The sequence below is a fragment of the Bacteroides salyersiae WAL 10018 = DSM 18765 = JCM 12988 genome (assembly GCF_000381365.1).
In the GTDB taxonomy this organism is placed as follows: Bacteria; Bacteroidota; Bacteroidia; order Bacteroidales; family Bacteroidaceae; genus Bacteroides; species Bacteroides salyersiae.
This window is the reverse complement of record NZ_KB905467.1, coordinates 357,083-371,679: the sequence shown is the minus strand read 5'-3', so window position 1 is coordinate 371,679 and position 14,597 is coordinate 357,083. Positions and strand designations below refer to the sequence as shown.

8 protein-coding genes are annotated in these 14,597 nt (G+C 44.1%); 3 read left to right on the top strand and 5 right to left on the bottom strand.

The annotated features are described in order from the left end of the window. The first annotated feature begins 115 nt into the window (after window positions 1-115). From HMPREF1532_RS12840 to HMPREF1532_RS12830, 3 genes are all read left to right on the top strand, one after another. Entirely contained in the window at window positions 116-1,576 is a 1,461-nt protein-coding gene (locus tag HMPREF1532_RS12840) for an aminoacyl-histidine dipeptidase (protein ID WP_005930164.1), read from the top strand. 73 nt (window positions 1,577-1,649) lie between these two features. Continuing rightward, complete coding sequence (locus tag HMPREF1532_RS12835) at window positions 1,650-3,086, top strand: hypothetical protein (protein WP_005930162.1); 1,437 nt, start codon at window positions 1,650-1,652, stop codon at window positions 3,084-3,086. Next, on the top strand, window positions 3,079-4,125 hold the full coding sequence (locus HMPREF1532_RS12830) for an endonuclease/exonuclease/phosphatase family protein (RefSeq protein WP_005930160.1): 1,047 nt from the start codon (window positions 3,079-3,081) through the stop codon (window positions 4,123-4,125). The genes HMPREF1532_RS12835 and HMPREF1532_RS12830 overlap by 8 nt, the downstream gene beginning before the upstream one ends. Window positions 4,126-4,261: 136 nt before the next feature. Here the strand turns inward: HMPREF1532_RS12830 and HMPREF1532_RS12825 are convergent, their stop codons facing one another. From HMPREF1532_RS12825 to HMPREF1532_RS12805, 5 genes are all read right to left on the bottom strand, one after another. Beyond that, on the bottom strand, window positions 4,262-5,797 hold the full coding sequence (locus HMPREF1532_RS12825; protein WP_005930158.1) for a sulfatase: 1,536 nt from the start codon (window positions 5,795-5,797) through the stop codon (window positions 4,262-4,264). Between the two features lie 108 nt (window positions 5,798-5,905). Continuing rightward, window positions 5,906-7,720 carry an alpha-L-fucosidase gene (locus tag HMPREF1532_RS12820; protein WP_122282028.1) on the bottom strand — a complete coding sequence of 605 codons (1,815 nt, stop codon included), beginning with the start codon at window positions 7,718-7,720 and terminating at the stop codon, window positions 5,906-5,908. 13 nt (window positions 7,721-7,733) lie between these two features. Next, window positions 7,734-10,400: a glycoside hydrolase family 2 protein gene (locus HMPREF1532_RS12815; protein ID WP_005930153.1), complete on the bottom strand. Its 2,667-nt coding sequence runs from the start codon at window positions 10,398-10,400 to the stop codon at window positions 7,734-7,736. Continuing rightward, window positions 10,400-12,856, bottom strand: a complete 2,457-nt coding sequence (locus tag HMPREF1532_RS12810; RefSeq protein WP_005930149.1) for a glycoside hydrolase family 95 protein — start codon at window positions 12,854-12,856, stop codon at window positions 10,400-10,402. The genes HMPREF1532_RS12815 and HMPREF1532_RS12810 overlap by 1 nt, the downstream gene beginning before the upstream one ends. A 117-nt stretch (window positions 12,857-12,973) precedes the next feature. Next, entirely contained in the window at window positions 12,974-14,110 is a 1,137-nt protein-coding gene (locus HMPREF1532_RS12805) for an acyltransferase family protein (RefSeq protein ID WP_005930146.1), read from the bottom strand. Window positions 14,111-14,597 lie beyond the last annotated feature (487 nt).

Below are 14,597 nucleotides of genomic sequence, written 5' to 3'. Positions count from 1 at the left end.
CCGCCTTTTTTATTATAAAAAAAGAGAAACGGGTTCAGAAAGTAGATTTATTTTAACCATCTTTAGCAATAAGGGGTTATATTTCAAACATTCACTCAAATAAAAAGAAAAAAGAATGGAAAAACAAGAACTTAAGCCGGCAGGTGTATTCAAGTATTTTGCAGAAATATGCCAAGTACCGCGCCCTTCAAAGAAGGAAGAAAAAATTATCGCATACTTAAAAGCGTTCGGAGAAAAACATAATCTGGAGACCAAAGTTGATGAAGCCGGAAACGTTTTGATCAAGAAACCGGCCACGCCGGGAAAGGAGAATCTGCAAACCGTCATTTTGCAATCACACGTGGATATGGTCTGCGAAAAGAATAATGACGTGGAGCACGATTTTCTTGTCGATCCTATCGAAACAGAAATTGATGGTGAATGGATGAAAGCCAAAGGTACGACACTCGGAGCCGATAACGGAATCGGAGTAGCCACAGAACTCGCTATTCTGGCAGATGATACCATCGAGCACGGTCCGTTGGAATGCCTGTTCACAGTAGACGAAGAGACGGGGTTGACCGGTGCATTTGCCTTGAAAGAAGGTTTCATGAACGGTGATATCCTGTTGAATCTTGATTCGGAAGATGAAGGGGAACTTTTCATCGGTTGCGCAGGAGGAATAGACTCCGTAGCCCAATTTACTTATAAGGAGGCAGATGTTCCAGCCGGTTACTTTTTCTTTAAAGTAGAGGTAAAAGGTCTGAAAGGCGGACATTCCGGTGGTGATATCCATCTGGGTCGCGGTAATGCCAACAAGATACTGAACCGTTTTCTCAGTAAAATGATAGCCAAATACGACCTGTACTTATGTGAAATTAATGGCGGTAACCTTCGCAACGCTATCCCTCGTGAAGCATACGCTGTCTGTGCCGTCCCCGAAGATGCCAAACATGATGTACGTGCTGACCTGAACATCTTTACTGCCGAAATAGAAAATGAGCTCGCAGTAACAGAACCGGATTTAAAACTTGTATTAGAATCGGAAACACCCCGTACCAAAGCTATTGACCAAGATACCACCGCCCGTCTGTTGAAAGCACTCTATGCTGTACCCCACGGAGTATATGCTATGAGTCAGGATATCCCCGGACTGGTAGAAACCTCCACCAACTTAGCATCCGTTAAGATGAAACCGGAAAATATAATCCGTATCGAAACCAGCCAGCGCAGTTCTATCCTCTCCGCCCGCGATGATATGGCGAATACCGTTCGTGCGGCTTTCCAGTTGGCAGGTGCAACTGTAACTTTCGGTGACGGTTATCCAGGTTGGAAACCGAATCCGCACTCAGCCATTCTGGAAGTGGCAGCCGCTTCCTACAAACGTTTGTTCGGTGTAGACGCTCAGGTAAAAGCAATTCACGCCGGTCTGGAATGCGGACTTTTCCTCGATAAATATCCTTCCTTAGATATGATTTCTTTCGGTCCTACACTGACGGGAGTTCACTCACCGGACGAACGTATGCACATTCCTTCGGTAGACAAATTCTGGCGTCACCTGTTGGATGTATTGGCAAATATCCCGGAAAAGAAATAATAAACAAGGTCATTCCTCGTTTATATTAGGCACGGATTCTCTAATCTGTGCCTGATTTATATAACAGCAAGATATGAAAAGAAACCCGGTATACATTCTCTTATTTTTATTGGCAAGTTTGGTATTGTTCCCGGCCTGTGATGACGAGAACTTCTCCGCCGATCCCTCTCTTGCACTCTCTTTTTCCCAAGACACGTTAAGAATGGATACCATATTAGCCGGTATCGGCACTTCCACCCATATCCTGAAAGTATATAACCGCAACAAAGAATCATTAATCATTTCATCGATCGTATTGGCAGATGCCGCCAATTCCGGATTCCGCATCAATGTGGACGGCATGAAGGGCAATTCCTTTTATGATGTGGAGATACGGAGCAAAGACAGCTTATATGTCTTTATTGAAGCAACTTTAGCTCCACAAGACAGTGACGAACCTGTCTTCCGGAAAGATTCCATCGTATTCATCACCAATACCAACCGACAGAACGTTAAGTTGCTGGCATATGGACAAGATTTTGTCTCTTTGCGCCAAAAGGAAATCACACAAGATACCCTTATCAGTTCCGCACGTCCTATCGTCATCTATGACAGTCTGAGTGTAAAGGAAGGTGCCCGCTTAACCATTGGCGCCGGAACCCGGTTCTATTTTCACGGCAAATCGAGCATCCAAGTACATGGACAACTCGTAGCAGAAGGCACACTGGAAGCTCCCGTTGTTTTCCGAGGCGACCGTACTGACAAGATGTTCTCCAACCTCCCCTATGACCGCTTGCCCGGACAATGGGATGGTATCCGTTTCCATACTTCAAGCTATGATAATTCTCTGAACTTTGTCGATATACACGGAGGAATATATGGTATCCGTTGCGACTCATCGGCTATCGACCAAAAGAAGCTGACCCTTACCAATTCCGTTATCCGGCAAGTCTCGGGAAACGGACTGGAAATGACCTCTTGCCAAGCCAGCATTGGTAACTGTGAAATCAGTAATGCCGGAAAAAATTGTGTAAGCCTGCTTGGGGGAAATTATAAATTCGTGCACTGTACGCTGGCCAATTATTATAGTTGGGATATAAAACAAGGAGTAGCCCTTGCCTTAAAAAACGAATCAGGAGAAATAGCCTATCCTATTATCAATGCGGCTTTTCACAATTGTATCATAGCCGGCTCTTCTAATGACGAAATCAACGGTTCACGCTCAGATGACTCTTCCATAGCTTTCGACTATCTTTTTTCTCACTGCCTCATCAATTCCGTAGAAGAAAAAAATGACAAGATAATCAATGTGACATGGAAAAAGGACGATAACTTTTTGCTAACAGATAAACGGGGAGAACAATTGTTCGATTTCCAGTTAACTCCAAAATCGGCTGCCATTAATATCGGACTGAGCGAAGATGCCCAAGACTTTCCTCTGGATCTGAAAGGAATGCCACGAACCATAGACGAAGCACCCGATGCCGGATGTTATGAATGGCAAGAAAAAGAAGAAGAAGAAAATGAATAGAGGAATAATTGTCTTATTATTCCTTTTCTTGTACATGCCCCGACTCACCGCTCAAGCCGATTACCCCCCTTTCCGCGTAATGTGCTGGAATGTAGAAAATCTATTCGACACCCACCATGATTCCCTAAAAAACGATTATGAGTTTCTGCCCGATGCTCTCCGCCACTGGAACTACCAGCGTTACAAAAAGAAATTAGTCAATATAGCCCGCGTCATTACTGCTGTCGGTGAATGGGTTCCACCGGTTCTGGTGGGGCTTTGTGAAGTAGAAAATGACAATGTTATGCGCGATCTGACACGCTATTCTCCTTTAAAAGAACAAGGATACCGCTATGTCATCACTCACTCTCCGGATGAACGCGGCATCGATGTAGCATTGCTCTACCAACGTGACCGTTTTAAATTACTATCCCACCATTCCATCCCGACCGGTACTTTTAGACCGCAGAACCGCCCAACACGAGACATCCTCCATGTTTGCGGACTACTCGCCACAGGAGACAGTCTGGATGTATTAGTCGTTCATCTTCCTTCACGTTCCGGCGGAGCCAAGGTATCCGAACCCTACCGTATGTTAGTTGCCGGAAAAATCCGTTCGATAGCAGACAGTCTGCTGACTACCCGCCTACATCCTCAACTTATTATTATGGGAGACTTTAATGATTACCCAAACAATAAGTCAATAACCCAAACACTGGGTGCATTGGCCCCGCCACCCCATCCCGCCCCCTTACAGCTCTATCATCTACTTGCATCAAGAGCAGAAACCGAAAAATACAGTTTTGGCTCTTACAAATATCAGGGAGAATGGGGATTACTTGACCACCTTATTATATCCGGCACCTTATTGGACAGCTCATCACCTTTCCATACCGACGAAAAAAAGGCAAACGTAGCCCGTCTGCCTTTTCTGTTATCCAATGATGAAAAATATGGAGGAAAACAACCTTTCCGCACTTATTCCGGCATAAAATATCTGGGAGGGTACAGCGATCATCTACCTATATATACCGACTTTGAAATAATAAGAAACAATTAGGCCTCAACAATTCATGATCAGTAGTTAAGTAAAAAGTAGTCAAGTAGTAAGTAGTCAAGAAAAACACATCAGGCAAATCATTTCTACTTAACTACTTGACTACTTACTACTTAACTACTATAATAAAATTATTCAATTAAGAAACCGTTTTTATCTCTGTTCCATCCGGATATCTCACCGGCCTACCGGTTGATTTCAATACAGGTATGATAGCATTTGTTTTCTTCAAATGACGAGTCAAATCTTTCGCCAACTTGGCAGCGATTTTCCCGCATGCCTCCTCATTGATAAGATTGTGCAATTCCGACAGGTCATCTTTCAAATTAAACAAAGCAGAAGTCTGTGATTCATAATAATAAATCAGTTTCCAGTCTCCCTCAATAATAGCGCTTTGCGGGGCACCGGTAGTACCATGACGTTCCCCCCAATTATTGGGATAATGAAAATATAAAGGACGTTTCATATCCCCCCGTTTTCCCTTCAGGAATGGCACAAAACTTTTTCCATCCACAACTTGCGGAGTATGTATTCCTTTCTTTACCCCGGCAAGTTCCAAAATACTGGGAAAGAAATCCTCAATAATCACCGGTGTCGCATTTTCGGCAGAAGGTTGCGTCACCCCCGGCCAGTAGACGATCATCGGCTCACGAATACCTCCCTCCTTCAGTGACCCTTTTCCCTCACTTAATGGAAAGTTCTTATCCGGACGGCCTATTGTATAACCACCGTTATCCGACATAAAAATGACAACCGTATTTTGTGCGATACCTTTTTCTTCCAGATAATCCATCAGATCGCCCAAACTCTTATCCATACCTTCCACCAGTCCGGCATACTGCGCTTCTTTATGAGAAAGTCCTTTAGCAATATACTTATCATAAAACCTCTTATCGGTAGCAAATGGAGCATGAACTGCATAATGACTCATATACAAAAAGAAAGGTTTTTGCTTAAGCAGTGCCTTATCCATCAATCCTTTAGCCTCTAACGTCAAAGCTTCAGTCAAAAACGTATCCGTACCATGATACTTTTCCAGATTGGGAACGGCCCATATCTTCGCCCACTCGGGGTTTCCGGTAGCCCCGTATCCTTCTTCTCCCAAATAACTCCCCATCGCTCCGGCAGCATGTCCGGCAATGTTATAGTCGAAGCCAATTGTTAACGGATCAGCTGCCGGAGTATCCAATGATCCAAAATGCGCTTTACCCACCATCATGGTTGTATATCCGTTTTCCCGAAGCAGTTCGGGTAGACATTTGGCATAAAATGTATAAGGCACACCCTCTTCCGGACACAAACCATTGTAATTCCAATCTCCAAATTCCAACAGATCGTTTTTGCGATCAGTAGAAACATTTTTCTTCAAGGTCCAGTTAGTTACCCGATGTCTTGCAGCATTTGCCCCGGTAAAAAGACTTACCCGCGACGGAGAGCTGATGGAATTTGCATAAGCATGAGTAAATTTCACCCCTTTTTGTGCCAACCTCTCCATATTGGGGGTATGATAAATTTCGTTCAACTTGGTGGGCTCTGCCCCGAAAGGAACTGAGGTATCCTGCCACCCCATATCATCCACCAGAAAAAGAATAATATTCGGTTGCTGAGCCACTAATGGCCCAGACAAAACCAAAGCAGAGGCGGTAGTATATAAATTACGCTTATTTATGTTCATTGTACTCATCAATTATTTATTTAATCTAAGTTCGATATAACTTTATATTCCGTATGGCTTCCAAAAGGAGGAGAAGCTATGCTGCAGCATCCTTGTTGCGAGTGGACGTTATTTATTCACCGTTACCCCGATTTCATTTATTTCCACCACAGCAGGAGTATCTGTCGGTGTAGTAGCTTCTAATTTGATAAACCGGGCTTTCACCTTCTCCTTAAATGATACCGTTTGCGGAAGCGGATTATGCATAATGTTACTAAACTCTCCACTTGAAGGAACTTCTTTCCAATTATTACCATCCAAGCTCACAAAGAATTTATACCGGAACGCCATTGTCGGCTTGGCTTCGGCTTTGGCAGGAGCATAAGTAAAAGCCCCCAACGATACCGGACTGCCTAAATCAATAACGAGCGGAGAAGCAGAAACCTGTTTCCAAGCAGAACGCGGCAGATTGTTCCAATCGACCGTTTCACCCTCTTCCTGTAAAGGAACCGCATAAAAAGCAGCTATCTTACTGATATTGGCGGTCAGACGGCAATTCTTTATTTTAATTTTCAACCGATCGGTTTTTACTGCAGGGAAACGTAACATACGTTTATAACCTACGGTAGTCCCCTGCCCTACCTCTTTCCAGCCATCAGCAGTATGTGCCTCTACCGAAAATTCTTCCACACGCTGTCCTTTCGAAATATCCTCCTGCAACATCACTACATTGATCTCCGAACCCGATTTCAGTTTATAAATGCGTTCTTCACCCGGTTTCGCTTCCCATAACTTCTGTCCGCCTTTCACCCTGTCATCGGCAAAAGTCTGTTTACGATATTCGGCAAACTCTTTCAAACGGGTCACATCCGCTTCGTTTATCAATCCCCGGCGATCCGGCGGTATATTCAACAGTAAAACCGAATTATAACCGACAGACTGAAAATAAATATCCGTCAAATGTTTCAGGCTTTTCACCTTACTATCCTCTTCCTGATGATAGAACCAACCCGGACGAATAGAAACATCTACCTCCGAAGGATACCAGAAAAGTTCCGTTGCATTTCCGAGTATATCCCGACTTCCCAAATCCTGCGCCTTGCCAAATACCCCCAACTGTTTGTTGTTTTTCTCCGAACGGGAATAGATTCCCGGAGTAAGCACGGTAGCACTCCATTCCGTCTCGCGGCCGATTCCTTTCTCGTTGCCTACCCAGCGCACATCGTCACCCATAATAGCCATTACAGCTTTCGGTTGTAACTTCTGGATCGTTTTATAGAATGCATCCCAGTCATAAACCTGTTTCTTGCCATTAGGCCCTTCACCATTGGCACCATCGAACCACACCTCGTGCACTTCCCCATAGTTGGAAAGCAACTCTGTCAATTGCTGAATGAAAAACTCGTTATATTTCGGAGAATCCCCATAGCATGCCGCATTTCTATCCCAGGGAGACAGATACACTCCGAATTTCATGTCATACTTATCACAAGCGTCCCGAAGTTCCTTCACCACATCCCCTTTACCATTCTTCCAAGATGAAGAAGCTACCGAATGAGCCGTAGTCTTGGTAGGCCACAAACAAAAACCGTCATGATGCTTCGCCGTGAGAAGCACCATCTTAAAACCGGCTTCTTTCAATGTACGCACCCACTGCTCTGCATCCAACTGTGTCGGATTGAACAGGGCCGGATCTTCTGTCCCGTCTCCCCATTCACGACCTGTAAAGGTATTGATACCGAAATGCAGGAAAGCAGTCAGTTCCATCTGTTGCCAAGCCAACTGTTGTGGCGTCGGTACCAATCTTGCCGCCATATCCACTTTCTCTTGAAGTGTAGCACCCTGTGGAAAATCCAGATGCTTCACATAATACTCTTCTCCGTTTTGTGCCTGCCCGCTACAAACCGCAGCAAGCAGAGCCATTGATAATAAAATTTTCTTCATTGTACTTCTCTATTCATCTTTTTTCACCGAAATCCGTTTGTTGTTGTTCCACCTCTTTCAGTTTATATTGATTCAATTCCATTTGTAATCTCTTCACTTCGCGTGCACAATCTTCGTCTTCCGTTTTCCCGGTAGTTTTCTTTCTGACTATCTTACCCATAGCATTCTCTTCGGCCTCATCAAAAATCAAAGGAACAGTTGCCGGATAAGTCTCTATTTCAATCGTTTCACTGGCGGGCATCTGTGTACCTTCCACCAATACGGAAGCCCGAACCTTAATCTTGCCGGGACGGGTAGTCGACTTCACCAATACAGGTGCCGTCCCCCATTGTACGGGACGTGGATTCGCCATAATGTCCTCATCACCCAAAATCGTACCTTCACCTTCAATCTCGAAACGAACGAAATAGTTATTCAAACGTTTGATATTCCCGTTTTCATCTGCCACAGCAGCTACTACCGTAACTATATCCGAGCCATTGGCTTCCATCTGCATCCCCTCATTATCAACCCACAGCAAAAGCCGGGACGGACGACGTGCCGGAGATACCCGATGAGTAGCCACCACTTTTCCATCGATAAGCCCCTCTGCAAACATATATACATCCGCCTGCTTTCTTTTACGCGACAAAGCCTTATCCTGCATAAAATCATACGCATCCTTAAACGTAATCACCGGAGACGGCATTCCCTTCTCCCTTTTCTCCTTTTTAAAATGATACTGTTTTCCCTCTTTAAATACCGTAAGACGAACCTCGTCACAATTGGAATAAACCGTCACATCTTTGGGTGAGAAAGGAGTCATCGCGTGTGCGATGTATACCATCGGCCCCGTTTCGGCTATCAAATCGCTTTTCTGCGGGCTACGTTGCGCCTGAAACATATAATACGAATACTTCGGCTGCCGGAAAGCATCCATAATCCCCCCGTAAAAAGGATCGGGATGATAGCCCCTCTGATGATCGAACGAATGCCACAGACATCCGCCGATATGCTGCCGGGTTGTCTGATACAGCGTCTCATAACAGGTATACGGATAAGAAGGATTCGCATACCCCTGTGCCTGAATCAGCATGGGAGTTTCTCCCCAGGCACGGCTGGCACGACTGGGAGAATTGTGCGATGACCAATCGTCCACATTATCTCCCCATTCACGGGTAAAGTAAGTAATTTCCGGATGTTCCGCTTCCTCTTTATCTACTCCTCCCAGTTGCGGGTGCTTAAAAAGTACCGGAAAATATTCGTGTCCTTTCGCCTCCGAATCACATCCTGTATAGCAATAAGGATACGGATATTCTTCCATCACGATGTTTTTCACGTTTTGTGCAAAATCCGCCGGATACCACGTCTCATTCAAAATCGGCTCCCACATCCATACGGAAGGGTGATTCCGATCCCGACGCACCATATTGCGAATATCAGAATAAACCCGTTGCGCAAATTCCGGAGCCTCATTCCAGAACTGCCATCCCGGAGTATTGACTATTACGAAAAGCCCCAATTCATCACAAGCATCCATAAAGGCGGGATCTTGCGGATAATGGGCATTTCTGATCACTTTCAATCCGGCATCCCTCAATTTCTTTGCATCCCGCCAATGCATGCCATTAGACAGTGCATTGCCCACAATCGCAAAATCCTGGTGCCGGTTAGCACCTATCAGGGGAGCTTCATAAGGTTTCCCGTTCAGCCAAAAACCGTCCTTCCCCTTAAACTCTATGCTGCGCACACCGATACGACGACGATAACCATCAATCACATTTCCTTGATTATCTTTTATATACACATGCAACTGATACAAATAGGGCGACTCCGGCGACCAGAGATGCGGAGCAGACAATTTTATCTTACTGGCACCGGAAACCGCCTTTCCTTTGCCTATGGAAAGTTTACGGCCAGCTTCACCCACTTTCCCGCCATTGGCATCGAGCAATTCATAAACCACCTTTCCATTAAAAGACTGTTTACGGTCATTTCTTACCTGAATATCCAGCAATACATCCGCGCTTTCTTCCGACACATTATTATAAGCAACAAATAATCCGCCACCCGCTACCTTATTTTCATAATTCGGATCTGTAATGTACACATCGTTATGGGCAATCAGCCAGCAGTCGCGGTAAATTCCTCCGCTATAAGTAAAATCCAGTACATCCTGCGCCTTACCGGGAGGATACGAAGGATCGTCGCTATTATCAGCGCATACGGCTATCACATTGTCTTTTCCAAAATCCACATAGGCGGTAACATCCGCAATAACCGGCAGATATCCTCCGAAGTGTTCATTCACCAAATGTCCGTTAATCCAGACTTTAGATTTACCCATGATCGCCTCGAAATGCAGGAACAGCTTCTTATTCTTCCATTCATCTACCGGAGTAAAATGCTTACGATACCATACCTCCCCTTGATAATTCGTACACCCACTGGCTTCCGTCGGCTGATACTCTATTCCGTCCGGCAATGAAACCACTTCCCAGGCACTGTCTTCAAAATCCACCCGATACGCTTCAGGGGCACTTCCCTTATGGAAACGCCAGGCAGGATTCATGGAGTACACCGTACGTCCGGTATCATCCAAAGGATAGAAGCCGGCCACTGAATACTGAGGCTGATAAGCCGCTTCGGCCGGTATCATCCATAACCAAAGCAACAGCAATAAAAAAAGTCCTTTCTTCATCATTCAATTATTTTCTTTTTCAGTTCATTATTGTCCATTATAATCCGGTAGCTGCTACCTTTCTTTGTCTTAAAAGACAACGTCTTATCTTCGTATCTCACCGTACACGGAACACCCTTTTCAGAGGTCACTACCGCCTCTGCCAACTTGCCATCCTTCCACGAAAGATTCACTTCAAAACCGCCTCTTGCACAAATTCCGCTTACCGAACCGTCTTGCCACGCATCCGGCAGTGCAGGCAGCAACTGAATGAATCCCATATGACTTTGCAGCAGCATTTCGGTGATACCTGCCGTACCTCCAAAATTCCCGTCGATCTGGAAAGGCGCATGCGTATCCCACAAATTATCCAATGTCCCATTCTTCAACAGATTGCCATACAGTTTATAAGCATGATTTCCATCCTGCAATCTTGCCCATTGGTTCAGTTTCCAACCCATACTCCATCCGGTAGCTCCATCTCCACGATGTTCGAGCACCACCCGGGCAGCCTGAGCCAATTCCGGAGTCGTCACCGGAGACAGGGTATGCCCCGGATGCAATCCGAACAGATGATTCACATGACGATGCTCGTCTTCCGGATCGTCGATGTCTCTGGACCACTCCATCAACTGCCCGTAACGTCCTATCTTATAAGGAGCCAGATGCGCAAGCACATACTCCCACTCTTTTCGTTCTTTCTTGTCCACTCCCAGCACCTTACTTGCTTCAATGGCATTCAGCAGGATTTCACGCACCACTGCATGTACAAAGGTAGTCCCCTCATCCACCGGACCGTGTTCCGGTGAAGTGGAAGGAGCAGCCGTATAAGTTCCGTCTGGTTTATACCACAAATAATCCACTGTGAACTGTGCACTGCTTTTAAGTAGATCGTATCCCGTACTTTTCAGGAATTCCTTGTCACGCGTATAGTCGTAATATTCCCAAATATGGGTAGCCAGCCAGGGACCTGCCATCGGATTAAAATTCCATGACATATCTTCGCTCGACAAAGGCGACGTAAAACCGAAAATATTGGCGGAAATAGAAGCTGTCCACCCACGGGCATTGAAATAAGCTTTTGCCGTTTCTGCACCGGGCTTCACCAAGCTCCGGATAAAATCAACCAACGGCCGGGTACATTCTCCTAAATTGGTGGAGCAGGCCGGCCAATAATTCATCTGTATATTGATGTTGTTATGATAATCCACACGCCAGGGACCATTCAAGTTGTTGTGCCACATGCCCTGCAGGTTTGCAGGCATATTACCCGGACGGGAACAAGCGATCAACAGATAACGGCCGTATTGATAATACAACTCCTCCAGACGATAATCGGCCTGCCCTTTCCGATAGTTTGCCAAACGCAGATTGGTAGGCAGATTCCGGGCAGTTACCTCCGGATTCAATTGTAACTTCACACGGTTGAAAAGAGAGGTATAATCCGCTTCATGGGCACGATATAGTTCATCATATCCTTTCCGGATAGCTCCTTCCATTGTTTTTCGGGTCGTCTGCTCCGGATCGCTCCCCACGTATGTCTTCGGATCTTTAAAATCCGGTTGAAAATTCATCTTATAATCCGTATCGGCAGTCAACAAGAAAACTACTTCATCGGCATCTTTCACTATCAGACGATCTTGTTCTACGGTCGTCGTTCCTCCCTTCGTTATCGCTTTGATACGGATTGCAAACTTCATCCCATTATTCTCCAATACTCCAGTATATAATAATCCGTCGGTATCGTCCGCACGCAGACTGCTCTTTGCCTCCGAATTCGGATAATAACGGAGTACCAGGTTCTGTTTCCCGGTTTTATTAGCAGTGAACTTCATCGCCATTACGCTATCCGGATACGAAATAAAGTATTTACGCATATACCGGGTATTATCTTTCTTAAAACTCACCACCGCCATAGCCGAATCCAGCGAGAGTGCCCGGTAATAGTCACTCATCCCTATCTCGCTCAATCCGGTTTCCACATAAATTTCTCCCATCGTAGTGAATGATCCGAAACGGAAAGGAGTCTCATCTCCCTCCTCGTAATGTGCCAAACCATTAAAGTTCTTCCGAGTCAGCAATTCTGCCTTTTCATAATCGCCATCGGTAAATGCCTGCCGTATCTCTTCCATTACCGAAGCCGACTGTTTATTCACTTTCCAATAATAGTCGGCCCCTCCGGCTGTATTCGGACCTCCTTTCCAAAGGGTCTTTTCATTCAAGGTAATCCGTTCTGCAGCTACCGAGCCTAATATATTAGCCCCTAAGCTACCGTTTCCAATCGGTAAAGAAGCATTTTCCCACTCTCTATCGGGATTCATCCCCGATCCGTCAGCACGCAACCAGATCGCCCTTCCATCCAGACTGTTCGGGGTATCGAACCAAATGGAAAGTCCCCGGGTATAATCCGTTCCCTCCGCCCAAAGCGCAGAAAAAGATAAAAACACACTCACAAAACATAAATACAATTTTCTCATTCTCTATGCCGTAATTATTAATATTCTAAATATGAAAAATATCCTTTTTCCAGATTATCAGGTTCATTTTACTTTCTACATTCCGCCAATATATCATTTCTCCACTACATCCACTTATTAAACCTTAAGGAATAATCCACATTTATACATGGCCCTCAAAATGAAAAAGAGAATAAGGTAATTGGCAAAAGTCAACCATACTTGATAATAATCACCCAAGTATTGTTCCAACCCATAACTCACCGAAGCTGCAACACACCGAAAATTTATCACTTCACCCAACAGATAAGCCGCAATGGAATTCATTCCATATATTTTCAACCAGTTCAGCCCCCAGATACGGCCTTTATAATCAATCCAATAATAAAAAAACGCCATTAACAAAAAGCAATATCCACCGGACAACAATGTCATACTGCCTGTCCACAGACGCTTTATAACAGGCATTTGCAAACTCCACAACACTGCTACACCTATCAAAATCAATCCGGTTATCAACAATATCCTCACTACCCTTTTCCGGTTCGCCTCCCCCTCTTTCATTAGTTTTCCGGCAAAAGTTCCAAGCATTACAGTTACTCCAAATGTCAGACTGCTCCAAATCCACGTATAATTATATTGAAGTGAGAAACTCCATGTACCATCTCCATTCCAATAAACTCCATCTCGAAAACGGCCTAAAACCCATCTATCTACTTGCTCTGCAAAGTTTCCTTGGGGTGTAAAATCGCCACAAAATGTCATAGGAATCCAATATACCAGAAGTAGTAACAAGGTTATTATAATCTGCCACTTAAATGAAAAATGCAATTGGATAATAGCAGCTATGAGATACCCTACAGCAATGGCCTGCAATGTATTAGAATATAAATAAATATGCTGACTGTCAAATCCCAGCAGATTGCCCTGAACAATCATACCAAATAAAAATAGCAAAACAACCCGCCTAAAAATCCGACGATAGACAAACTGGCAGCCGGCAGAAGAAATTTTGTATTTAGACAAAGAAAAAGGCATCGAAGCCCCTGTCATAAACAAAAAAAGCGGCATTACAAGATCCCAAAGATGAAATCCAACCCACGCTTCGTGGTCAAATTGATAGACTAATCTATTCAGAAAAGGCAAATCTAATTGTTGCCCTAATGCTACAAACACAGGTTGAAAAAAAACAAGAAGAAACAAGTCAAAGCCCCGTAATATATCTAATGAAGCAAGTCGAGAAGAATTATTCTCCAATATTTTATCTCTATTCATAGTATTCATCTATTTAACCTTACAAAAGGTAGTCAACCTAAGTTTAATATAACTTTACCACATATATTCCATTGGGAAATTTACAAAATAGTTACAATGCCAGTCACTTTACAATTTTAAAAATCCATTACGTTATACTATCCAGTTCCAAAATTACAGAAATATTCTTTGTCATGAATGGATTTTCTCTACTATTCAATGATAAACCGTCAACACTATTTCCTTAATACAAAGTTATCTTTCCACTACATTCCAATTCATTGACATAACACACTTTCTTTAATAATATTACATTTGAAAAAGGAAAAGTACTAAGCCGCAACCAAGAATTCAATCCTACTCAATATATTTTCCCTCCTTCATCTATCAACTTCACTCAACAGGCCTCATACGATTTCCCATTAGTTGAAAGCCCGAACATTTCACATATACTCAACATATTTCAATATAATTTCTATTTTTATAGTTTATTATCTCTCCAGAAAGC

Excerpts from the sequence above, each read along its gene's own strand:
- HMPREF1532_RS12840 (WP_005930164.1), top strand. The coding sequence starts at position 116 with ATGGAAAAACAAGAACTTAAGCCGGCAGGTGTATTCAAGTATTTTGCA.
- HMPREF1532_RS12830 (WP_005930160.1), top strand. The coding sequence starts at position 3,079 with ATGAATAGAGGAATAATTGTCTTATTATTCCTTTTCTTGTACATGCCC.
- HMPREF1532_RS12820 (WP_122282028.1), bottom strand. The coding sequence starts at position 7,720 with ATGAAGAAAATTTTATTATCAATGGCTCTGCTTGCTGCGGTTTGTAGC.
- HMPREF1532_RS12815 (WP_005930153.1), bottom strand. The coding sequence starts at position 10,400 with ATGAAGAAAGGACTTTTTTTATTGCTGTTGCTTTGGTTATGGATGATA.
- HMPREF1532_RS12810 (WP_005930149.1), bottom strand. The coding sequence starts at position 12,856 with ATGAGAAAATTGTATTTATGTTTTGTGAGTGTGTTTTTATCTTTTTCT.
- HMPREF1532_RS12805 (WP_005930146.1), bottom strand. The coding sequence starts at position 14,110 with ATGAATAGAGATAAAATATTGGAGAATAATTCTTCTCGACTTGCTTCA.
- HMPREF1532_RS12825 (WP_005930158.1), bottom strand. The coding sequence starts at position 5,797 with ATGAACATAAATAAGCGTAATTTATATACTACCGCCTCTGCTTTGGTT.
- HMPREF1532_RS12835 (WP_005930162.1), top strand. The coding sequence starts at position 1,650 with ATGAAAAGAAACCCGGTATACATTCTCTTATTTTTATTGGCAAGTTTG.